The following is a 21725-nucleotide window of genomic DNA, read 5'->3' as shown; positions in this document are numbered from 1 at the left end:
GGGTGTGGGGTTTGTGGGCGTCTGGGGCGGGCGGGGTGCGAGTTACCCGGGGTGCCGAGAAAGGCTCACCCTCAAGCGCCGGACGGGCTGAGTACCCTGCCTAATATGCCCTTACCCCGGGTAACCCTACTCTGGCGTACATACATGTCCGAGCTGGGAGTTGGACCATGGCCGACCGCTCTTCCCCCGCCCTGACCCCTCTCCTGGCCCAAGGCGCCCTGCTCTCCCCGTTCAAGCGCCCGCGCTCCGACGCCGAAGTCCACCCGAGCCGCCTCGTCCTCCCCGGCATCCGCATCGATGTCGCCCGGCTCGCCAGGTACGAGCGGGTCTGCGGGTTCGCCACGGGGGCGGACGCCCTGCCGGTCACGTACCCGCATGTTCTCGGGTTTCCGCTCGCCATGCGGATCATGGCGAGCCGCTCGTTCCCGCTGCCGCTGCTGGGGCTCGTCCACACCTCGATCGAGATCAGGCAGCGGCAGGAGCTGGCCGCCACCGGCGCGTACGAACTCGGCGTGCGGGTCGAGGGATTGGCGCCGCACCGACGCGGTACCGAGGCCGCCGTGGTGACCGAGGCACGAGTCGACGGCGTGCTTGTGTGGGAGTCGAGAAGTACGTATCTCGCGCGACACCGGACGACTACCGGGGCGCGCACGCCCGAGCGGGCCCCCGATGAGAGCAAACCCCTTCCCGTCCGCGCGGAATGGCGTCTCGGCGGCGACGTCGGGCGGCGGTACGGCGCCGTCTCCGGCGACCGCAACCCCATCCACCTGCACCCGCTCGCCGCCCGCCTGTTCGGCTTCCCGCGCGCCATCGCCCACGGCATGTGGACCGTCGCCCGTTGCCTCGCCGAACACGGTCCGCAGTCCGCGGTGCGCGTACGCGCCGACTTCAGGGCCCCCGTACTCCTCCCGGGCACCGTCGCCTACGCCGCCGACGGCTCCGTGTTCGCACTCCGCGGCCCGGGTGCGGGTCCGGGCGAACGCCCCCTTCTCCACCTCACCGGAGAGATCCACCCCCTGCTTCCTGCGGAGCCGACCAGGGACGGTTCTCCATGAGGTTGCCGAGGCCCGCCCACGCGAAGTTCATCAAGGTCGCCGCCGCCTGCTTGGCGGAGACGCCGGGGGCGGCGTTCGCCCAGGCGGCGAGGGACTCGGCGGCGCCGACCAGGGCCTCGGCCAGCCCGGCCACCTCGCGCTCCGGGAGATTCGGGTCACGGTGTGCCTCGCGGGCGGCGACCACGATCAACTCCGTGACGAAGGCGACGAGTTCCTCGCGCATCGCGGTGACCTCGGCGGCGAAGGGTTCGCCGTGCGTACGGGCCTGGAGGTGCAGGACCGCCCAGCCGTCGGGGTTCTCCGCGGTGTGCGTGAAGAACGCCCGTAGCCCTTCCCAGAGTTGGCGGTCGGCGGGCAGGCCGGGGCGCACGCCCGCGCGGACGGCGGCGGTGAGCGCGGTCGCCTCGCGGCGGATGCAGGCGGTGAAGAGGTCTTCCTTGGAGTTCAGGTACAGGTACACCAGCGGTTTCGACACGCCCGCGTAATCGGCGATCTCGTCCATGGAAGCGGCGCGGTAGCCCCGTTGGCCGAAGGTGCGCACGGCCGCGTCCAGCATCTGCTGTTCGCGTACCGCACGTGGCATCCGCTTGCTCTTCACTGCACCCATACGCCACAGCCTAGGCCCGCGGTCCCGGGGCCTGATTTCGACGGCCCCGGTTGCCGTGTTTTCGTCGGACCGGGCTAGGAGGCCTGACTCTGCGCCCGCGCCGCTTCGTCGACCGCGTCGTCCTCCTGGTCGCGGTTCGCGTTCAGGTTCGCCTTCGCCCGGTCCACCCGCTCCACGATCTGGACCGACGCCCGGTCACGCTCCTTGCGCAGGACCACGTAGCTGATCGGTGCGGAGATCACGAGCGAGAGCAGCACGATCCACATACCGTTGGACGATCCCAGGCCGCGCGGGGCGATACCCGAGTAGACAAGGCCCCAGACGACCACGAAGCAGCCCACGAGGATACCTAGGCGCATCAGTGTGTAGCGGAGCATCTCAATCCACTCTTCCGTTTCGAACCGCCGGAACGTTCCCAAAATCCACCGTCCAGTGAAGCACGACGACGGCACGATCTTGCAGGGGGCCCTCGGTCACCCACGCGTCAGTCACCCTGCGGGAGGGGCAACAACAGCATGATGTCTTCGCGGTCGTCACCGGGGGCGACCCGGATGGCGTCGGGGACACGGCCCACCTCCTTGTAACCCGCGGCGGCGTAGAAGCGCTCCAGGCCCGTGCCGCCCCGGCAGGTGAGACGGAGCGCCTCCAGACCCAGCGAACGGGCCTCCTCCTCGGCCGCGCGGAGCAGGGCGGCGCCGTAGCCGCGGCCCTGGAGGGCGGGGTCGACCATGACGGTGTAGAGCCAGGCCCAGTGGCGCATCAGAGGGTGGTCGTTGAAGGCGAGGAACGCGGTGGCGGCGAGCCGCCCGTCGGCGGTGAAGGCGGCCACGAGACGGGTGCGGCCGTCGGCTATCGCGGTGAGGTGGTCCTCGACCCGGGGCCGTATGTCGGCGGGTGTCACCGGCGGCACGAAGCCGACCGCACCTCCCGCGTCGGTGACATCCGTCCAGAGGGTGAGCAACTGGTCGGGCAGGGGGTGGGTCGGCTTCGCGTCCCGCGTGAAAACGGTGAAAGTCAGTGGCACAACCACCGAGGGTAGAACGCCGAGGGTGGAACGCCGGGGTCAGGGCGTCAGACGCGCATCGGCTGCGGGGACTCCCTGCGCGCCGGGTCCGGACCGTCGTACTCGCGGATGATCTCGTACCGCGTGTTCCGCTCCACCGGCCGGAAGCCCGCGTCGCGGATCAGATCGAGCAGGTCCTCGCGCGTCAGCTTGTTCGGCGTGCCGTAGTTGTCGGCGTCGTGCGTGATCTTGTACTCGACGACCGAGCCGTCCATGTCGTCGGCGCCGTGCTGGAGGGCGAGTTGCGCGGTCTGGACGCCGTGCATGACCCAGAAGACCTTGACGTGCGGGACGTTGTCGAACAACAGCCTGGACACCGCGAAGGTCTTCAGGGCCTCGGCGCCGGTCGCCATCTGGGTGCGTGCCTGAAGGCGGTTGCGGACCTTGCCGTCCTTCATGTCCACGAAGTCGTGCTGGTAGCGCAGCGGGATGAAGACCTGGAAGCCGTTCGTCTCGTCCTGCAGCTCGCGCAGACGCAGGACGTGGTCGACCCGGTGCCGAGGCTCCTCGATGTGCCCGTACAGCATCGTGCACGGGGTCTTGAGTCCCTTCTCGTGCGCGAGCCGGTGGATGCGCGACCAGTCCTCCCAATGCGTCCGGTGGTCGACGATGTGCTGTCGGACCTCCCAGTCGAAGATCTCCGCGCCGCCGCCGGTGAGGGACTCCAGGCCGGCCTCGATCAGCTCGTCCAGGATGTCGGAGGCCGACATGCCGGAGATCGTCTCGAAGTGGTGGATCTCCGTCGCCGTGAACGCCTTCAGCGAGACGTTCGGCAGCGCCTTCTTCAACTCGCTGAGCGACCGGGGGTAGTACCGCCACGGCAGGTTCGGGTGCAGGCCGTTGACGATGTGCAGCTCGGTGAGGTTGTCGTTCTCCATCGCCTTGGCGAGGCGGACGGCCTCCTCGATGCGCATCGTGTACGCGTCCTTCTCGCCCGGCTTGCGCTGGAACGAGCAGTACGCGCAAGACGCGGTGCACACGTTCGTCATGTTGAGGTGGCGGTTGACGTTGAAGTGGACGACGTCGCCGTTCTTCCTCGTCCGCACCTCGTGGGCGAGACCGCCGAGCCAGGCCAGGTCGTCCGACTCGTAGAGTGCGATGCCGTCCTCGCGGGTCAGCCGCTCACCGGCCCGGACCTTGTCCTCCAGCTCGCGCTTGAGCCCGACATCCATGCCTTTACCTCTCCTCGTGACGAACCGTCCCAACCGTACGCCTAGCTTTCTTCCGGAAGCTCCCCGACCCGGTTCTCCCACTTCGTGGAGAGCACGATCGTCGTACGGGTCCGGGAGACGCCCTTCGTTCCGGACAGACGTCGGATGGTCTTCTCCAGACCGTCCACATCGCTCACCCGCACCTTGAGCATGAAGGAGTCGTCGCCCGCGATGAACCAGCAGTCCTCGATCTCGCTGAGGTCCCGCAACCGACGGGCCACGTCCTCGTGGTCGGCGGCGTCGGAGAGCGAGATGCCGATGAGGGCCGTGACGCCGAGGCCGAGCGAGGCGGAGTCGACGGTGGCGCGGTAACCGGTGATGACACCGGCCGCCTCCAGCCGGTTGATGCGGTCGGTGACGCTGGGTCCCGACAGACCGACTAGGCGCCCCAGCTCCGCGTAGGAGGCCCGGCCGTTCTCTCTCAGGGCCTGGATGAGCTGCCTGTCCACCGCGTCCATGCGATCGCTAGCCTTCCGCTGAAGTGTGTGTGAGTCGTGGGTGGTGCGATGTTGCCCGGTGCTGCTCAGGTCGTACGGTGCCGCTCAGGTCGTACGGTGCCGCTCAGGTCGTACGGGAGCCGCCGCCGAGTTCGCCCTCCCACCGGCGGTACAGCCGGTGCCCGACGCCCGCCGCGTCCAGCACCCGCCCGGCGACGAAGTCCACCAGGTCCTGAATGTGCGTGGCCCCCGCGTAGAACGCCGGCGAGGCGGGCAGCACGGTCGCTCCCGCGTCGTCCAGGGAGACCAGATGCCGCAGCGTCTGCCCGTTCAGCGGAGTCTCCCGCACGGCGACGACCAGCTTGCGCCCCTCCTTGAGCGTCACACTCGCGGCGCGCTGCAACAGGTCCTTCGAGAGCCCGAGGGCGACTCCGGCCACACAGGCCGTCGAGGCGGGCACGATGAGCATGCCCTTCGCGGGGTACGAGCCCGAGGACGGCCCCGCCGCCAAGTCGCCCGCGCTCCAGTGCCGTACGTCGTCGATGGGTACGTCAAAGACGCCGGGCTTTCCGTCGGCGCCCCGCGCGAGCCATTCCCGCAGGTCGTCCTGCCAGTGGGCGTCACGGAAGGGGAGGCCGGTCTCGTCGAGCAGGGTGAGCCGGGAGGCCCTGCTGACGACCAGGTCGACGCTCTCCCCCGCTGCCAGAAGGGCACGCAGCACAGCGGCCGCGTACGGCGTACCGGAGGCGCCCGACACCCCCACGATCCAAGGCGTGCGCTGTGTTTCTCCTGCGTTCACACCCTGATGCTACCGGCGAGTCGGACGACGCTCAGGACCGGCCGGACGCCTTCGGATCCACTCGGACGGTCAGACCCCGCATCAGACGGTCAGACCCCGCACCAGAAGATCGAGCAGCGCACACACGAACAGGCTGATCCCGATGAAACCGTTCGTCGAGAAGAACGCCCGGTTCAGGCGGGACAGGTCGTGCGGCTTGACGATGGAGTGCTCGTAGAGGAAGGCGCCCGCGACGATGACCAGGCCGAACCAGAAGAACGCACCCGCGTCGGTGGCGAGGGCGTACCAGACGAGGAGCGCCGTGGTGATGGCGTGGCAGACGCGGGCGCCCCGGATCGCGGCCGGGATCCCGAAGCGCGCCGGCACCGACATCACGCCGACCTCGCGGTCCGTCTCGACGTCCTGGCAGGCGTAGATGAGATCGAAGCCGCCGATCCAGATCCCGACGGCGAGCCCCAGGATCACCGCGTCCCAGGACCACTCGCCGGTGATGGCCAGCCAGCCGCCGACCGGGCCCATGGCCTGGGCGAGACCCAGGATGGCCTGCGGGAAGTTCGTGAACCGCTTGCCGTACGGGTACACCACCATCGGGATCACCGCGATGGGGGCCAGGGCGAGGCACAGGGGGTTCAGGAGGGCGGCCGCGCCGAGGAAGAAGACCAGGGCCACCAGCGCGCCCGTCCAGGCGTGCTTCACCGTCATCGCGCCGGTGACCAGCTCACGGTGGGCGGTACGGGGGTTGCGGGCGTCGATCTCACGGTCGATGATCCGGTTCGCCGCCATCGCGAAGGTGCGCAGCCCGACCATCGCGATCGTGACGAGCAGCAGCCGGCCCCAGTGGATGTTCTCGTCCATCTGGAACATCGCGGTCAGCGCGGCGATGTAGGCGAAGGGCAGCGCGAACACCGAGTGCTCGATCATGACGAGACGCAGGAATGCCTTGGTGCGCCCCGGCTGCGGGATCGCGGCTGATGCGCTGCTCACGAGAGTCCGTACTCCTTCCAGCGGCGGTCGACCGTCGCCGCCGTCTCCGGGTCGGACAGCACCATCTCCGGCCACCCCCCGTCCCGCGTGTACCCCTCCTCGGGCCACTTCCGCGTCGCGTCGATGCCCGCCTTGCCGCCCCAGAACTGCTGGTAGGAGGCGTGGTCGAGGTGATCGACCGGTCCTTCGACGACGGTGAGATCGCGGGCGTAGTCCGTGTTGCCGAGCGCCCGCCACGCGACCTCGTGCAGATCGTGGACGTCGCAGTCCGAGTCGACGACCACGATGAGCTTCGTCAGCGACATCATGTGCGCGCCCCAGACAGCATGCATCACCTTTTGGGCATGCTTGGGGTACTTCTTGTCGATCGCCACGATCGCACAGTTGTGGAAGCCGCCCGCTTCGGGGAGGTGGTAGTCCACGATGTCCGGCACGATGATCTTCAGGAGGGGGAGGAAGAACCGCTCCGTCGCCCGGCCCAGCGGTCCGTCCTCCGTCGGGGGACGGCCTACGACGATCGACTGAAGCAGCGGCCGCTTCCGCATCGTGACGCAGTCGATCGTCAGCGCCGGGAACGGCTCCTGCGGCGTGTAGAACCCGGTGTGATCACCGAACGGCCCCTCGGGCAGCATCTCGCCCGGCTCCAGCCAGCCTTCGAGTACGACCTCGGCGTTCGCGGGCACCTGCAACGGCACCGTCTTGCAGTCCACCATCTCGATCCGCTTGCCCTGGATGAACCCGGCGAACAGGTACTCGTCGATGTCACCGGGCAGCGGGGCCGTCGAGGCGTACGTCACGGCAGGCGGGCACCCGAAGGCGATCGCGACCGGCAGCCGCTCGCCCCGCCGCGCCGCGACCTGGTAGTGGTTCCGGCTGTCCTTGTGGATCTGCCAGTGCATGCCGATGGTGCGCTTGTCGTGGCGCTGGAGGCGGTAGAGCCCGAGGTTGCGGATGCCGGACTCGGGGTCCTTGGTGTGGGTGAGCCCGAGGTTGAAGAAGGAGCCGCCGTCCTGAGGCCAGGTGAAGAGCGCGGGGAGGGCGTCGAGGTCGACGTCGTCACCCCGCAGGACCACCTCCTGGACCGGCGCCTCCTTGACCTTCCTCGGCGGTACGTGGGTCATCGCGCCGAGCTTCCCGAAGGCCTCGCGGACACCGACGAACCCGTGCGGCAGCTCGGGCCTGAGCAGCCCGCCGATCTTCTCGCTGATCTCGCCGTACGACTTCAGCCCCAGGGCCTTCAACAGCCGCCGGTCGGTCCCGAACACGTTCATGGCGAGCGGCATCGCCGAACCGCGCACGTTCTCGAAGAGCAGCGCGGGTCCACCCGCCTTCTGTACCCGGTCGACGATCTCCCCGACCTCCAGATACGGGTCGACCTCGGCCTTGATGCGCTTGAGGTCGCCCTCGCGCTCCAGCGCCCGGAGCAGAGAGCGAAGATCGTCGTAAGCCATACGGCCAAGTATCGGACACCCGCTACCCTGGCCGCGTCACCGGGGCCCCACGCCGCCCCGCCGCCGCTCCCTGGGGGATCATTCGGCCATGCTCAGGTATCTGCCGTTTCTACTGGTGCTGGCGCTGTGGATCTACGCCTTCATCGACTGCCTGAACACCCCCGAGGAGGAGGTCAGGCACCTGCCCAAGGTCGTGTGGGTGATCATCGTGCTGCTCTTCGGCGAGGTGCTGATCGGTCCGGTCGCGTGGCTGGTGGCGGGCAAGGTGCGCAAGGCCGCGGGGAACGGTCCGGGACCCGCCCGCAACGGCCGCAGCCAGTTCGTCGCGCCCGACGACAACCCCGAGTTCCTGAAGTCCCTCAAGGACGAGAGCCAGAAGAACGACGACGCACGCCTCAAGGACTGGGAGGCCGACCTGCACCGCCGCGAGGAGGAACTGCGGCGGCGCGAGCGGGGTGAGGAGTCCGGGGGCTGATGGAGCTACGGCTGCTGGTGACCTTCGAGAAGGTCGCGACGGTACTGAGCTTCACCCAGGCCGCGACCGAGCTGAAGTACGCCCAGTCCAGCGTGACCGGTCAGATCCGCGCCCTGGAGTCCTCGCTCGGCACCGAACTCTTCGACCGCCTCGGCAGCCGCATCCGGCTCACGGAGGCGGGTGAGCGCCTGCTCCCGTACGCCCGGCAGATCATCGAGCTGAACGACGAGGCGCGGGCGGCCGTCGTCGGCACCGGGGAGCCGTCGGGCACGCTGACCGTCGGCACGATGGAGTCGCTGACCTCCTACCGCCTCCTCCCCCTCCTGGAACTGTTCCACCACCGCTATCCGGGCGTACGGCTCTCCCTGCGCACGACCATCGGCGACGAGACCCGGCAGGCGCTGCGGCAGGGCACCTACGACGTCGGCTTCCTGATGGAGGAGGAGACCGAGCACGCGGGTCTCGAGGTCGCGGTGCTGGCGGTGGAACCGCTGGCACTGGTGGCGGCACCGCGCCATCCGCTCTCCGACGAGACGGTGACCACGCCCGATCTCGTGCGGGAGTCGCTGCTCGCCACCGAACCCGGCTGCGCCTACCGGGACTTGTTCGAGCGCGAGCTCACCTCGCACTCACCCGTGTCCTTCACGGAGTTCGGCACGATCGAGGCGACGAAACGGGCCGCGGCGGCCGGCCTCGGGATCGCGCTGCTGCCCGAGGTGACGGTCGCCGCCGAACTCGCGGAGGGTTCTCTCGTACGACTGCGCTGGCAGCCGCCTTTCACGCTTCGGACCCAACTGGCGTGGCGGGCCGGGAAGCGGCTTCCGGCGCGGGCGCGGCTGTTCGTGGAGCAGGCGCGGCGGCTCGTGGCCGAGCAAGGGTGACCTTCAGGCTGGCGGTCACGATCAGCGGGACACCCAGCGCCTGGACAAGCCCGATGTGGTGCCCGTACACCGCCCAGTCCATGACCATCGCGACCGCCGGGTAGGTGAAGGCGAGTACGGCGATCCTGTCGGTCGGGAGCTTGGCGTACGCGGAGTACATGAGCACGTACATCAGACCGGTGTGGATGACCCCGAGCCCGACCAGCCAGCCCCACCCCGCACCCGTCCCGCGCATCGCGCCGAAGTCGGCGAAGGGAAGCAACAGGGGGATGCCGACGACGACTTGGACGAGGGCGATGAGGTGCGGGCGTACCCCGGTGATGCGCTTGGTGACCACCGTCGACAGGCCGTAGAGGAGTGCGGCAAGGAGGGCCTGGCCGATGCCGGTCAGATAGCCGCCGCCGCTGGTGAGGTCCCCCGGTGTGACGCCCGAGACCAGGATCAGCCCCGCGAAGGCGAGCGCGATCCAGCCGACCTTCGCCACGGTCAGCCGCTCGCGGAAGAGCAGGGCGCCGAGCAGCACCACGTAGAACGGCTGGGTGTGGTAGACGACCGTCGCCACCGAGATCGAGGTGTTCTCGTACGACTGGAAGAGGAAGACCCAGTTGAACACGATGAACACGCCGCCGAGCGCGGCGAGTCCGAGGGTGCGCGGGGTGAACCCGTGGCCGCGCAGCCAGCCGCGGGCGACGACGTACGCGCCCAGCGCCAGAGCGCCGAAGAGAACGCGGAAGAAGACGACGTTGAAGGGGGAGGCGCCGGACTCGACGACGAAGACGCCGAGGGTGCCGGAGAGGATCATGGCGGTGGTGAGTTGGGCAATGCCCTTGCTGTCCGTGGTCATGGCCCGAAGGTAGGAGCGGCGGCCGGGGGCGGGCCACGGGCCAGTGGGGCGTCCTGCCGATGGCCCGATCGGCAGCGCCGATACCGGTCCGGCGCCCGGTCCGGCGCCCGTACAAGGTGTACGCCGACGAGCCTCCCGAAGCGGACAGTGCGCCCCTGCCCGTGCGGGGGTCGGCCCCGGACACTTACGGTGCATGACGACCGCACCCGCCGGTACCACCACCGCACCGATCACCCCCGAGTACGGCGACAAAGTCATCGCCGTCGAGACGGCGGGCTCGGAACCGATCCCCGACGCCGAACGCCACGGCAGCCCGCTCCAGTTGCTGTGGACGTGGGCCTCCCCGAACATCGAGTTCGCGACCGTGTACATCGGCGTGATCTCGGTCCTCTTCTTCGGCCTGAACTTCTGGCAGGCGTCGGCGGCGCTGCTGCTGGGTACGGCGCTGGGTTCGCTGACACACGGGGTGCTGTCGCTGGACGGGCCGCGGTTCGGCGTCCCGCAGATGGCGCTCGGCCGCTTCTCCTTCGGCTACCGGGGGAACCTGCTCCCGTCGGGTGTGAACGCACTGGTGGCGGGCGTGGGCTGGTTCGCGGTGAACAGTGTGAGCGCCGCTTTCGCGCTCAACACCCTGACGGACCTGCGCCCCCTGCCCTCTCTGCTGCTGGTGGTCGTGGCCGAGATCGTGATCGGCTTCATCGGCCACAACTTCGTACACGCCTTCGAGAAGTACGCGTTCCCGGTGCTGGCGCTCGTCTTCCTGCTGGCGGGCGTGTGGACCTTCAAGGAAGCCGACCTCGGCGCCCCCGACGCCGGCGGCGGCATCGGCGGCTTCCTGCTCGCCTTCAGCGCGGCGTGGGGGTACGCGGCCGGCTGGAACCCGGGTGCCTCGGACTACTCGCGCTACCTTCCGCGCACGGCGAACCGCTTCAAGACGGCCCTCTACCCGGCCCTCGGCCTCTTCATCTCCATCGCGGTGGTCGCCCTCATCGGCGCCGCGTCGGCAACGATCGTGGCCCCCGAAGGCGCGACGCCCACGGCGGCCTTCACCGGCCATCTCCCCTCCTGGCTCGGCAACTTGGTGTTGCTGGCCATCATCCTGGGCGCGGTCTCGGCGAACGCCCTCAACGTCTACTCCTCCGCCATGTCGATCACGTCGCTCGGTCTGAAGCTGCCGAAGTGGCTGGGCCGCAGCGCGATCGTCGTCCTGTGCGGCGTCGCGGGTACGGCGGCGGCGTGGGCGTCGTTGTCGGACGCGGGCCATGCGTACGAGGCGTTCCTGCTGATCATCGCGTACTGGGTGGGCCCCTGGCTGGGAGTCGCCCTGGTGGAGCGTTGGCGTCAGGCCCGGGTCCCCGACGAGGAACTGACGCGACGACTGGGCGACCTCTCCTTCACCAACTGGCCCGGCGTGACCGCGCTGTTGACCGGTGTCGCGGTCTCCGTCCCCCTCTTCTCCAACCAGGAGAAGTACGTGGGGTGGGTGCCGGAGCACTGGCCGTCGTTCGGGGATGTGACGTGCCTGGTGGGCTTCGCGGTGAGTGCGGGGCTGTACGCGGCCCTGCGGGGGCGGCGCGTGCCGCCCCGTGCCGCCGACGCGGCATAGGCTTCTTGGAAACGGCCAACACTTTGGGTCAAAGTGTTGGCCGTTTCCAAGAAGGGTCCCCTCGGCGGCGGCCTCGGGCCTACTTCGCGTACGCCACGAACGCCGCCCAGGCGGCACGTTCGACGATGAGCACAGGCCCGTCAGGGTTCTTGCTGTCGCGGACGGGGACGACGGCGGGGAAACCGGGGGCCACTTCGACGCAGTCGCCGCCGTTGTTGTCGCTGTAGCTGCTCTTGATCCAGGTCGCCGCGACGAGTTCGTGACTGTCCATCGTGCTCGTACCCCTCCATCACATCGCTGATCAGAGCGGCGGATTCGCGGGCTGACAGGATGTCCGCTCTGAGCACATCATAGGTCTGGCGGTAGCGCGCGAAGACGGCCGGATCGTCGTTGAAATGGCCACGGTCCAGCGACTCCGAGTAGACCCACTGATGCCCGTCGGGCAGCGCGATCAACGACATCGAGCCCCTGGGGCGGATGAGCCCGAAAAGCCCTGCCGGGGCCACCTGGATACGGATGTTGGGGCGCCGCCCGACACTCAGGAGATGCGCGCACTGCTCACGCATGACCTCCGGGCTCCCCACCGCGTTGCGCAGACAGCTCTCGTCCAGGACGGCGACGTACAGCGGGCCGCCGTCGGCCAGAAAGCGCGGCTGGCGGCTCAGCCGGGCCCGGACGCGTTCCTCCACCTCGTCACCGCTCGCGATCTGGGAGAACAGCGCGTGCGCGTAGCCCGGCGTCTGCAACAGGCCGGGGATGACCCGCTCTTGATACGCCCGCAGCGCCACCGCCTTCGCATCCATCTCGGCCCTGCGCTCGAACCAGTCCGGATGCTGCACCTCCGGATACCAGTCGATCCGCCCCCACAACCGCAGCAACACCCCACCCGTCCCGAGCAGTTCGTCGCATTTCTTCGCGAACGTGTCCTGCGGGACCCGCGTACCCGCCTCCACCCTCGCCACCTGAGAGCGATCGCACGGGATCTGGCGGGCGAGGCCCTCCTGGGGAAGGTCGGCCGCCTCCCGGAAGTGCTTCAACACCTCCCCGAACACGACGGCCGTGCTGGCCGCCGATCCGCCCTCGGCATTGCGTCGGCTCATGACATCCCCCTTCGTGACAGTGGGCCACTGTCACGCGTCCCGCATTGAACCCGGCCGTTGCGCTGGGCAACGCTGATCACACCCAGAGTAACCAGCGAGGACGGACGTACATGACGGAAACGACGCATCCGGAGCCCGGCACGCTCGTCTACGACCCGGTGGAGTGCAAGGTGGGCGAGTACCGGGACAGGGCGGGGCCCTACGTGATGCTGCGACCCGTGGGCGGCGGGCGGGAGTGGCAGGCCGACCCGGGGCGGCTCCGCCCGGCCACGGCGGACGAACGGCTCGCCGCCACGCTCAAGGCGGCCAACGCCCGTTCCGGACAGGCCGCCGCGACCGTATGTCACGGCGAGGACCTGACCCGACCGCCCACCCCCGTGCCCGACTGCCCGACGTGCACGGAACTCGCCGTACTGCGCGACGACGCCCGCGCCCGACGCGACGGCACCGAAGAGACCGACGCCAACGTGCTGCTGCGCCGCCACCTGCGGGCAGACCACGGCACACCGACCGGTTAGGGCCGGTCCGGCGGATCATGCCGGAGACGCGGGGTCTGGCACGCGGTCGGCGGCGGCGTCGAGGGGCTCCGGCCCGGCCAGGAGGTCACCGCGCTGACGGCGGGCGGCGCGTACGCGGACGTGGCCGTGGCGGACGCCGTGACCGTGTTCCCGCTGCCGGACGGCCTGGACCTGCGCACGGGTGCCACCCTGCCGACCGTGGTGCCCACGGCGTACGCCCTGATCCACACCGTGGGACGACTCCAGCCCGGCGAGACGGTGCTCGTGCAAGGCACGACGGGTGGAGTCGGCACCGTGGTGGGCCAGTTGGCGAAGGCGGCGGGCGCGGGGGCGGTGTACGGGGTGGTGTCGGGCGAGGCGAAGGCCAAGTACGCGCTGGTCCACGGCTACGACGAGGTCTTCGTCGGCCCCTTCACGAGCGCCGAGGTGCGGGCCGCGACGGACGGCCGCGGAGTGGACCTGGCCCTCGACCCGGTCGGCGGCGAAACCCTGCGCGGCAGCCTCGCCTCCCTCTCCCCCTTCGGCCGCCCGGTCTCCTTCGGCAACGCGAGCTCGGCCGAGCCGTGGCAGGTGGGCCGGCCCGAGCTCTACCCGCTGGCCCTGTCCGTCTCCGGCTTCTCCATCCTCACCCTGGCCCAGACAGCACCGACCGAACTGCGCGCCCTCGCCGAACGGGCGTTCCGGACGGTGGCCGACGGGGTGGTGTCCCTGCCGGTGACCGCTGAGTTCGGGTTGGAGGAGGCGGAAGCGGCCCACCATCTGATGGGAACGCGAACCAGCACGGCGAAGCTGCTGCTCCGGGCGACAACCTGAACGTCCCTCGCGAAGTGGCCGTGGGGGCCGGCCGGCTGACCCACCCCAACGGTGGCACGCATCGGACTGTCAGTGCCCGGGGCTAGCCTTCGCGGCCATGACCTCTCACCTGGACGCCATCAGGGCGTCGTACGACACCGTCGCCGTCGACTACGCCGATCTCCTCAGGGCCGAGTTGGGGAACAAGCCGCTGGACCGGGCCATGCTGGCCGCGTTCGCGGAGAAGGTGCGGGCAGGCGGGGGTGGGAAGGTCGCGGACCTCGGGTGCGGGCCGGGGCGGGTGACCGCGCATCTGGAGGGGCTCGGCCTGGACGCGTACGGGATCGATCTGTCGCCGGAGATGGTGGCGGTGGCCCGGCGTGATCATCCTCAACTACGGTTCGAGGTCGGGTCGATGACCGACCTCGGCATCAAGGACGGCTCGCTCGCGGGGGCTCTCGTCTGGTACTCCACGGTGCACACACCACTCGATGAACTGCCGATCTTTTTCCAGGAGTTCAACCGGGTGCTGGCGCCGGGCGGCCACCTGCTGATCGCCTTCAAGGTGGGCGACGAGCGAGTGCGCCTGGAGCACGCGTACGGCCATGACGTGGACCTCCACGTCTATCGGTTCCCGCCCGAGCGCGTCGCCGAATTCCTCCGCGCGGCCGGGCTCATCGAGGTCGCCCGGCTCGTGCGCGAGGCCGACGCCCGCGAGAAGACCCCGCAGGCCTTCGTCCTCGCCCGGAAGCCGGAGCAGCACGGCTGACCCGCACGGCCCCGCCAACGGTCACGCCACCGTCCGCAAGCCCGCCCCCGTAGCCACCGGCACCCCCCGCACGATCCGGTGCGCGCACAGGGCCGCCAGCAGCTCGCCGAGCAGATCCGGGTCGCCGATCTCCAGGCCGAGCAACGATTCGATGCGTTCGAGGCGCTGGTAGAGGGACTGGCGGCCGATGTGGAGCAGGGCGGCCGTGCGGGTGGGTGAGCAGCCGTGGCGGAGGTGCACCTCGAGGGTGCGGACGAGGTCGCTGGGGTGGGCCGCCTCCCAGGCCAGCAGGGGGCCCAGGGTGTGCTGGACCAGGCGGGCGAGGCGGTCACGGTTGGCGTCCACGCCGCCGCGGGTGAGCTCCCGCTCCAAGGTGAGGGCGCGGGAGGACGTGACGACCGGGCCGCCGGACACGCCGGGCTCGGCCGACGGGACGGTGAGCGCCAGTTCCAGCGTGGTCCGCGCCGCCCGTAGCGTCTCGCTCCACCGCAGCCAGCCGCCGCCCGCGACGACCGCGTGCCCGACCGCCACGGTCACCCCAGGCTCCGCGACCGCCCGGAAGGCCTCCTGCACGGCCCGTACGACATCCCGCGCGCCCGACGCCGCGGCGCCGCCCGCCCCGGGCATCGCCACCAGCGCCAGTACGTCCCCCGGGAACGCCGCCCGCAGCACCGCGACCCCGCCCAGGGACCGTGCCGCCCGGTCCACCCCGCTCAGATCCCGCGCCCCGTGCGCCGACACCCCGAGCAGCCGCGCCCCCGGCCCCGGATGGAACCCCGCGAGCGCGGCCCGCGCCTCCACCTCGGGCTGGTTGAGGGCCTGCCCGTCGGCGAGGTCGGCGAGCAGGGCGGCGGAGTGGTCGTCGCCCCAGGGCCGTACGGCCGAAGAGCGCCCCGAAAGACCGCGGGCGACGATCGCCCGGTTCGCGGCCTCGGTGATGCGGACGAACGGGACCACCCGGTGCAGGGCCAGCAGCGGCAGGCCGAGCCGTCGCGCCTCGTCGGCGACCTCCTCGGGCATCCGCACCAGCGACCGCCCGACCTCCACGGCAAGGCCCGCCGCACCGCGCGCGGCCAGCTCACGGACGTACCGCCGCCGGGTCCCCTCGTCGGCGTCGGTCAGCCCGAAGCCGTTGGTGAGAAGCAGTTCGCCGCCGTCGAGGAAGTTGGCACCCTCGTACACCTCGCTCGAATGCACCCAGCGGACGGGGCGGTCCAGGGCGCTCTCGCCCGCCAGCAGTTCGGGTTCGCTGCCGCGGACGGGGTCGAGGGCCAGGATCTCGCGGAGGGTGAGTGCGGGCACGGGAACCTCCAGAGGCGCTGACAGTCCGTCCGGGTGCGGGCTCCCGGGAGAGTACTTTCCGCACGTTGCCCTGGTGTTTCGGCCACAGGAGAGTAGGAGTCATGGAGCGCATCGATCAGGCACAGGCACGCGTGTGGCTCGCGACCGCCGTCGCGGAGGCCCGCGCCGGGCTCGCCGAGGGCGGCATCCCCATCGGAGCGGCGCTGTACGGCGCGGACGGCACCCTCCTCGGCCGCGGCCACAACCGCCGCGTCCAGGACGACGACGCGTCGACGCACGCGGAGACGGCAGCCTTCCGCGCCGCCGGACGGCAGAAGAGCTACCGCGGTACGACCATGGTGACCACCCTCTCCCCCTGCTGGTACTGCAGCGGTCTGGTCCGACAGTTCGGGATCTCCCGCGTCGTCATCGGCGAGGCCACCACCTTCCACGGCGGCCACGACTGGCTGGCCGAGCACGGCGTGGAGATCGTGCTGCTGGACGACCCCGAGTGCACCGCCGTGATGCGCGACTTCATCAAGAACAACCCGGCACTGTGGAATGAGGACATCGGTGAGTGAGCCCCGCATCCCGACCATCGACCTGCGGCCCTGGCTGGACGGCGACCCCGATGCCCGCACCCGCATCGCCCGCACCGTCGACGACGCGCTCCGGACCGCGGGCTTCCTCCTCGTCACCGGCCACGGCGTGGACCCCGCCCTGCGCACCCGTATCCGTGAGGCCGCCCGCGCCTTCTTCGCCCTGCCCGCCGAGACGAAGCAGCCGTACGCCGCCCAGGTCGGCGGGCGCGGCTGGCTCGGGCCGGGAGCCGAGGCGAACGGGTACTCGGAGGGTACGGAGACCCCGCCGGACCTCAAGGAGTCGCTGACGTTCGCGACGCACGAGCCGTTCGAGGACCCGGAGATCAACGCGGAGTGGTACGCGCCGAACGTGTGGCCCGCCGAGGCCCCGGAACTCCAGAAGCTGTGCGAGGAGTATCTGACGAGGATGGGCGAGCTGGAGAACCATCTCCTCGAGCTCCTCGGCGAAGCCCTCGGCCTGGAGCCGGACTTCTTCACCCGGCACATGGACCATCCCACCTACGGCTTCAACATCAACTGGTACCCGGGGACGGAGGTCATCGGCGAGCCCCAGCCGGGTCAGTTCCGCATCGGCCCGCACACCGACTTCGGCACGGTCACGATCCTCGACCGGCAGGCGGGCAAGGGTGGTCTTCAGGTCTACACGGACGAGGGCGGCTGGGAGGACGCGCCCTTCGACGCGGACGCCTTCACCATCAACATCGGTGACCTGATGGCCCGTTGGACCGGAGACCGGTGGCGTTCGGGCCGGCACCGCGTGCTGCCGCCACCCGCCGACGCGCCCGCCGAGGAGCTGATGTCCCTCGTCTACTTCGGGGAGTGCACACCGGGGACGGTCGTGGAGTCCGTGCCCGCTCCGGTGGGGCGCGTCGCGTACCCGCCCGTGGACTCTCACGTTTATCTGCGCGAGAAGCTGGACTCGATCACCGTCGGATAGGTCCGAGTAGGTCCGGGAACACCGCGGAAAACTTTCGTAACCAAACGGACATCACCAGCCCTAGTCCGAACCAACTCCCCCTCTTTACCCTGGTGTTGATACACCTCACAGCAGCATAAGCAGGACCGGACCGCGCCAGGGGGAGATGCGGTGCACAGAGGGCTGCACGGACGCGGAGCGCTGTTCGACATCGATCCGCCCGGTCTCGCTCCGCGGCTCGTCGGCCTGCGCCCGTACCAGCACCGCGCGTCCCCGTACGAACACCCGAAGGAACTGCCCTTCGTGGTGTTCGCGGGCGGTCGCGGGCTCGGCAAGAGCGCGGTGCTGCGCGAGCTGCGGGACGCGTATCGCGGCCATACGCCGGTCGCGTTGATCGACGGCGAGGAGCGGCAGTTAACCGGCCCGCCGCCGGAGCGGCCCGCGGAGGCCTGGTCTCCCGTCGGGCAGGCGCTCACCACCGTCGCCGAGCAGCTCGCCGAGCCGGTGACGGGCGCCGGGCGGATCGGCTTTCCGCGGCTGGCGTCCGGGCTGCTCGCCGTGGCGGCGGGCGGCTGGAGCGACCGTGACGTGCCGCGCATCCGGCAGGAGGCGGAGCGCATCCTGCTGCTGAACGAGACGGGCTCGCGACTGTCGGGGTTCGCGGGACGCTGGGTGAGCAAGGTCATCGCCAAGCTCGTCGCCTCGATGAGCAGTACGGGGCCGGTGGTCGAGCCGATCATCGAGGCGACCCTGGAGGCGTTCGCCGAGGGGATCGCCCCCGCCCACCGCCGACTGCGCCGGGCGGCCGCCTGGTACCGCGACTATCCGAACGCCGGCGGCAATCCCAAGCTCGGCCTGATCCTGCTCTCCGCGCACTTCCGGGCGGGCGGCGACTCCCGCACACACGCCGAGCGCTATCTCGTACGGGCCCTGCTGGCCGACCTCGACGACGCGTACGCGGGGGTCATGCAGCGCTCGCACCGGCTGGGCCGCCCGGTCGTACTGATAGACAACGTGCAGGATCCGGCGGGCCTCGGCCTCATGGAGCCGGTGCTGCGCGACCGCGCCGACGGCATCGCCGACCAGGTCGTCTTCTTCGCCGCCCTCCGCGGATACACCCACCCGGCGCTGCGCAACGCCGGCCGCCGCGCCCTGCCCGAGGTCGCCCGGCACACCGGCTGGACACCCGGCACCTCGCCGTCCTCGCGGGCCCTGCTCGTCGCGCTGCCGCCGCTCACCCCGGACGACACGCTGCACCTCGTCGGCGGCGCCGCCCAGGGCTTCAACATGCCGCCACAACTCCCGCACGCCACACACCGGTTGTCCGGCGGCAGCCCGCTCGGCGTCACCCTGCTCGCGGAGTCCGCCCGGCAGAACCTGCCCCAAGGGGCCACTTCCCTGGGCCAGATGCTCACGGCGGACGTCGCCGTCCACGAGGACCACGACGGCCACCCCACCTATCAGGAACTCCTCGACCGGCTCGTACCCGGCGGCCGCCTGGACGAGCTGACCGTGCTCGCCGCGGCCCACGACCGCGACTCGGCGTGCGCGCTCGCGGAGGTCCAGCTCTCCGACGACTTCGGCGCGTCGGGCGTCCTCGACCTGGAGGAGCGACTCGCGGAGGAAGGCTGGGCGACGGCTGACGGGCAGTTCGTCGGCGACCCCTTCCTGCGCGCGTTGCTCCTGCTGCGGCTGCACCACAGCGACCCGGACCACGCCCGCTGGCGCGCCGTCCACCGCACCCTCATCGACCACTACGGCGACGGGGACCGAGCGGACCGCGCCCGCTACCGGCTGCACCACGAACTCGCCCTGGGCAAGGCCGACGTCGCGGTGGCGTACCTCCGGGAGGCCTTCCCGGGCAGCGAAACCCGCGGCTGGCTCTCGGCGCTGGTCTTCATCGCGTCCGCGCCGTACTACCACGCGCACGACCCGGAGGGCCGCGACTTCGCCGGCCACGACCACCGCGCGGCCATCGCGCTCGGCCGCACGGACGCGGCCCAGCCGCCGCAGCCGGACGGCGTGGACGCCGTACTGCATCTGCGGGTGCGACGGCTGCTGCACGCCGTGTGGCAGTTGACCGACCCGCTGGTGCTGCCGGACCCGAAGGTGTCCGACCGGCTCCGTTTCGAGCTGGAGCAACTGTCGAATCTGCGGACCGCGGGCAACCCGCTGCTGTGGCGGGCCTCGCGGGAGTGGCCGTCGGACGCGCTCGCCGGCCGCCCCTTGCGCATCCCGGGCGACGACGAAGACGGGAGTCAGGGATGACACAGGGCAGGGGTCAGTGATGACTCAAGGCAGGGGTCAATGATGGGCCGCTTGTGGGTGTGGCTGCGTGAGGACGTCTGGGAGATACGTTTCCGCCGATATGTCGCCCTGACGCTCGCGGCCGTCCTCGCGGGCCTCGGCATCTGGGGCGGCATGACGGCCACAAAGGAGGACCGGTCCTGCGCCCCGGGCGTCGTCCGGCCCGAGGACAGCGAGGAATGCGTGGGCGTCTCGTCGACGACGTACGCCTTCGGACGTCCGCAGTTCGCCGACACCGTACGGGCGATCCACCGCGAGAACGCCCGGCTGGAGCCCGGCAGTTATGTCACCGTCGCGCTCCTCGAACCCTTCACCGCGACCGACGCCGACAACCTGAACGATGTGCTGCACGAGCTCCAGGGCGCCTATCTGGCCCAGTACCGGGCCAACCACGAATCCACCGGCCTGAAGCCGAAGATCCGGCTGGTGCTGGCCAACCCCGGTGGCACCGGCGCGCACTGGCAGCACACGGTCGACCAGCTGGCGCGCATGACGACGAGCCCCGACCGGCTGCGCGCGGTGACCGGGGTCGGGCTGAGCACCGAGAACAACAAGAGGGCGGTCACAGAACTCACTCGGCGGGGCATCCCGGTGATAGGGAGCTCGATCACGGCCGACGACCTCGCCAACGGTCAGGACGGCAAGGACCCCTTCCCCGGGCTCGCCCGCGTCTCCCCCACCAACACCGACGAGGCCCGCGCCCTGGCCTCCTTCGCCAATGTCTCGGCGGCCAACGCGTTCCTGGTCTACGACCGCACGGGCGACCCGTACACGCGTACGCTCCAGAGCTCCTTCGAGAAGATGCTCAAGGGCTCGCGCTACGGGGCGCAGCCGTTCACCCCTCCCGCCGACCGCAGCAAGGAGGGCAGCACCGCCAACGTCTTCGAGCAGATCACCCACATCCTGTGCGACACGCCGACCAGCACGGACACCGTCCTGTTCGCGGGCCGGCACACCCAACTGCGCCAGTTCATCAACATGTTGGGCCAGCGCGGCTGCGACCACCGCCGGTTCACCGTGCTCACCGGCGACGAGGGCTCGTATCTCGCCGGGGACAAGGATCTCGACCCGGCCGCCCTCGAGGACCCGCTGCTGACCGTGCGTTACACGGCCCTCGCCCACCCGGACGCCTGGCTGAAGGACACCGCGAAGACCGGCGGCAGCGCCACCGACGCGAAGGCGCTCGAGGAGCTGCTGACCGACGCCGAGAAGGAACCGGTCGGCCCCCTCGGCCCGATCGCCCTCGACGACGGCCAGCTGATCATCGCGTACGACGCCATGCGGCTCGCCGTGCACGGCATCCGCGGGGCGTCACCGACGGGGAAGATCCCGGCCCTGGTGGACGTGGGGCTCCAGTGGCCGCAGGTGAAGGGCACGCAGCTGCGGGTCGACGGGGCGAGCGGGTGGATCTGTCTGGACGCCCACGGCAATCCGTACGACAAGGCCGTACCGATCGTGGAACTGACCCCGGAGTCCCGCGCCCGCTTCGTGAAGATCGCCTGGCCGGAGGGGAAGCCACCGGCGAAGGAGTGTCTGCCGCCGTCCTAGACGGTCAGCGCACGGTCAGCGCACGGTCAGCGCGCGGACGGTCAGCGCGCGGTCAGCATGTGGAGCAGGCGTTCGAAGCGGGCGCGCCACCCGGGCGGCTCCTGCTCGGCCTCGAGCTCATGGGTGAACCGGACGGTGGAGCCGTCCGGTACCCCCGGCTCCAGATGGAACCGGATCCGCCCCCGCTCCGCCACGGTGTACTCGGCGATGCGCTCGACATCCCACGCGGTGACCCGCCCGGCACCGATCCCGTCCAGGGTGACCGCGCCACCGAGCCGCGGCTCGAACACCTGAGCGACGGCCAGCCATCCCCGCAGCCCTTCGGGGGTGGCCAGCGCCGTCCAGACGTTTTCCACAGGCTGGGGAAAGTGCATCAGGTAGTGCAGAACGCGCATGTCCCCCCGCATCTCGACGGCGCCCTCTTCGATGGCTCGGGTCATGACACCAGCGTGGCGCGTGACCGGGGGTTTCGCACGCGT

Annotated in this window: 23 protein-coding genes and 1 pseudogene; 11 read left to right on the top strand and 13 right to left on the bottom strand. The window is 70.5% G+C overall.

From position 1 onward, the window contains the following. Nucleotides 1–167: 167 nt before the first annotated feature. A complete protein-coding gene (locus tag ACX28W_RS26440) occupies nucleotides 168–1055 on the top strand; it encodes a MaoC/PaaZ C-terminal domain-containing protein (RefSeq protein WP_459001930.1) in 888 nt (295 codons plus the stop codon). On the opposite strand, the gene ACX28W_RS26435 is transcribed toward ACX28W_RS26440, so the two are convergent. The 8 genes from ACX28W_RS26435 to ACX28W_RS26400 all read right to left on the bottom strand — a co-directional run bounded on the left by ACX28W_RS26435 (nucleotide 997) and on the right by ACX28W_RS26400 (nucleotide 7607). Further along, entirely contained in the window at nucleotides 997–1662 is a 666-nt protein-coding gene (locus ACX28W_RS26435; protein ID WP_459001928.1) for a TetR/AcrR family transcriptional regulator, read from the bottom strand. The two genes, ACX28W_RS26440 and ACX28W_RS26435, sit on opposite strands and share 59 nt — an antisense overlap. A 74-nt stretch (nucleotides 1663–1736) precedes the next feature. Continuing rightward, nucleotides 1737–2039: a DUF4229 domain-containing protein gene (locus tag ACX28W_RS26430; RefSeq protein ID WP_459001926.1), complete on the bottom strand. Its 303-nt coding sequence runs from the start codon at nucleotides 2037–2039 to the stop codon at nucleotides 1737–1739. 107 nt (nucleotides 2040–2146) lie between these two features. Continuing rightward, nucleotides 2147–2686, bottom strand: coding sequence for a GNAT family N-acetyltransferase (locus ACX28W_RS26425; RefSeq protein WP_459001924.1), 540 nt, complete (start codon nucleotides 2684–2686; stop codon nucleotides 2147–2149). A gap of 47 nt (nucleotides 2687–2733) precedes the next feature. Continuing rightward, complete coding sequence (gene mqnE / locus ACX28W_RS26420; RefSeq protein ID WP_362066489.1) at nucleotides 2734–3897, bottom strand: aminofutalosine synthase MqnE; 1164 nt, start codon at nucleotides 3895–3897, stop codon at nucleotides 2734–2736. A 41-nt stretch (nucleotides 3898–3938) separates the two neighbouring features. Continuing rightward, complete coding sequence (locus tag ACX28W_RS26415; RefSeq protein ID WP_459001922.1) at nucleotides 3939–4394, bottom strand: Lrp/AsnC family transcriptional regulator; 456 nt, start codon at nucleotides 4392–4394, stop codon at nucleotides 3939–3941. 103 nt (nucleotides 4395–4497) lie between these two features. Continuing rightward, entirely contained in the window at nucleotides 4498–5172 is a 675-nt protein-coding gene (locus tag ACX28W_RS26410; protein WP_459001920.1) for a UbiX family flavin prenyltransferase, read from the bottom strand. An 81-nt stretch (nucleotides 5173–5253) separates the two neighbouring features. Beyond that, the gene (gene mqnP, locus ACX28W_RS26405; RefSeq protein WP_362066497.1) at nucleotides 5254–6156 is read right to left on the bottom strand and encodes a menaquinone biosynthesis prenyltransferase MqnP; all 903 of its coding nucleotides are present in this window, start codon (nucleotides 6154–6156) and stop codon (nucleotides 5254–5256) included. Beyond that, the gene (locus ACX28W_RS26400; RefSeq protein ID WP_459001918.1) at nucleotides 6153–7607 is read right to left on the bottom strand and encodes a menaquinone biosynthesis decarboxylase; all 1455 of its coding nucleotides are present in this window, start codon (nucleotides 7605–7607) and stop codon (nucleotides 6153–6155) included. Before ACX28W_RS26400 ends, mqnP begins: the two co-directional genes overlap by 4 nt. An 88-nt stretch (nucleotides 7608–7695) precedes the next feature. On the opposite strand from ACX28W_RS26400, the gene ACX28W_RS26395 reads away from it, so the two are divergent. Then, complete coding sequence (locus ACX28W_RS26395; protein ID WP_459001916.1) at nucleotides 7696–8082, top strand: PLD nuclease N-terminal domain-containing protein; 387 nt, start codon at nucleotides 7696–7698, stop codon at nucleotides 8080–8082. Beyond that, nucleotides 8082–8963: a LysR family transcriptional regulator gene (locus ACX28W_RS26390; RefSeq protein ID WP_459001914.1), complete on the top strand. Its 882-nt coding sequence runs from the start codon at nucleotides 8082–8084 to the stop codon at nucleotides 8961–8963. The genes ACX28W_RS26395 and ACX28W_RS26390 overlap by 1 nt, the downstream gene beginning before the upstream one ends. Here ACX28W_RS26390 and ACX28W_RS26385 read toward each other — a convergent pair. Then, the gene (locus tag ACX28W_RS26385) at nucleotides 8860–9807 is read right to left on the bottom strand and encodes a DMT family transporter (RefSeq protein ID WP_459001912.1); all 948 of its coding nucleotides are present in this window, start codon (nucleotides 9805–9807) and stop codon (nucleotides 8860–8862) included. The genes ACX28W_RS26390 and ACX28W_RS26385 overlap by 104 nt on opposite strands. Before the next feature lie 193 nt (nucleotides 9808–10000). On the opposite strand from ACX28W_RS26385, the gene ACX28W_RS26380 reads away from it, so the two are divergent. Next, nucleotides 10001–11413, top strand: coding sequence for a purine-cytosine permease family protein (locus tag ACX28W_RS26380; protein ID WP_459001910.1), 1413 nt, complete (start codon nucleotides 10001–10003; stop codon nucleotides 11411–11413). A 79-nt stretch (nucleotides 11414–11492) separates the two neighbouring features. Here ACX28W_RS26380 and ACX28W_RS26375 read toward each other — a convergent pair whose 3' ends face one another. Next, complete coding sequence (locus ACX28W_RS26375; protein ID WP_459001909.1) at nucleotides 11493–11606, bottom strand: DUF397 domain-containing protein; 114 nt, start codon at nucleotides 11604–11606, stop codon at nucleotides 11493–11495. Then, the gene (locus tag ACX28W_RS26370; RefSeq protein ID WP_459001907.1) at nucleotides 11554–12513 is read right to left on the bottom strand and encodes a helix-turn-helix domain-containing protein; all 960 of its coding nucleotides are present in this window, start codon (nucleotides 12511–12513) and stop codon (nucleotides 11554–11556) included. Before ACX28W_RS26370 ends, ACX28W_RS26375 begins: the two co-directional genes overlap by 53 nt. 110 nt (nucleotides 12514–12623) lie before the next feature. Between ACX28W_RS26370 and ACX28W_RS26365 the strand changes: the two genes are divergently transcribed. The 3 genes and pseudogenes from ACX28W_RS26365 to ACX28W_RS26355 all read left to right on the top strand — a co-directional run bounded on the left by ACX28W_RS26365 (nucleotide 12624) and on the right by ACX28W_RS26355 (nucleotide 14592). Continuing rightward, nucleotides 12624–13031 carry a hypothetical protein gene (locus ACX28W_RS26365; protein ID WP_459001905.1) on the top strand — a complete coding sequence of 136 codons (408 nt, stop codon included), beginning with the start codon at nucleotides 12624–12626 and terminating at the stop codon, nucleotides 13029–13031. A 42-nt stretch (nucleotides 13032–13073) separates the two neighbouring features. Next, a pseudogene (locus ACX28W_RS26360) lies at nucleotides 13074–13844 on the top strand (zinc-binding dehydrogenase); the annotation flags it as partial. A 97-nt stretch (nucleotides 13845–13941) separates the two neighbouring features. Then, complete coding sequence (locus ACX28W_RS26355; RefSeq protein WP_459001904.1) at nucleotides 13942–14592, top strand: class I SAM-dependent DNA methyltransferase; 651 nt, start codon at nucleotides 13942–13944, stop codon at nucleotides 14590–14592. Nucleotides 14593–14613: 21 nt separating this feature from the next. Here the strand turns inward: ACX28W_RS26355 and ACX28W_RS26350 are convergent, their stop codons facing one another. Further along, nucleotides 14614–15894 (bottom strand): PucR family transcriptional regulator, encoded by a 1281-nt coding sequence (locus tag ACX28W_RS26350; RefSeq protein WP_459001903.1) that lies wholly within the window; start codon nucleotides 15892–15894, stop codon nucleotides 14614–14616. A 101-nt stretch (nucleotides 15895–15995) separates the two neighbouring features. Between ACX28W_RS26350 and ACX28W_RS26345 the strand changes: the two genes are divergently transcribed. The 4 genes from ACX28W_RS26345 (at nucleotide 15996) to ACX28W_RS26330 (ending at nucleotide 21246) form a co-directional block, all read left to right on the top strand. After that, nucleotides 15996–16454 carry a nucleoside deaminase gene (locus tag ACX28W_RS26345; protein ID WP_362066519.1) on the top strand — a complete coding sequence of 153 codons (459 nt, stop codon included), beginning with the start codon at nucleotides 15996–15998 and terminating at the stop codon, nucleotides 16452–16454. After that, entirely contained in the window at nucleotides 16435–17412 is a 978-nt protein-coding gene (locus ACX28W_RS26340; RefSeq protein ID WP_459001901.1) for an isopenicillin N synthase family dioxygenase, read from the top strand. The genes ACX28W_RS26345 and ACX28W_RS26340 overlap by 20 nt, the downstream gene beginning before the upstream one ends. 150 nt (nucleotides 17413–17562) lie before the next feature. Then, a complete protein-coding gene (locus tag ACX28W_RS26335) occupies nucleotides 17563–19659 on the top strand; it encodes a hypothetical protein (protein WP_459001900.1) in 2097 nt (698 codons plus the stop codon). 39 nt (nucleotides 19660–19698) lie between these two features. Beyond that, nucleotides 19699–21246, top strand: coding sequence for a hypothetical protein (locus tag ACX28W_RS26330; RefSeq protein WP_459001898.1), 1548 nt, complete (start codon nucleotides 19699–19701; stop codon nucleotides 21244–21246). 41 nt (nucleotides 21247–21287) lie between these two features. Here ACX28W_RS26330 and ACX28W_RS26325 read toward each other — a convergent pair whose 3' ends face one another. Further along, nucleotides 21288–21686, bottom strand: coding sequence for an SRPBCC domain-containing protein (locus tag ACX28W_RS26325; RefSeq protein ID WP_459001896.1), 399 nt, complete (start codon nucleotides 21684–21686; stop codon nucleotides 21288–21290). Nucleotides 21687–21725 lie beyond the last annotated feature (39 nt).

The organism is Streptomyces sp. SD15, assembly GCF_054462255.1.
The sequence above is the reverse complement of the archived record's forward strand: the minus strand, read 5'-3'. Positions and strand labels throughout refer to the sequence as shown.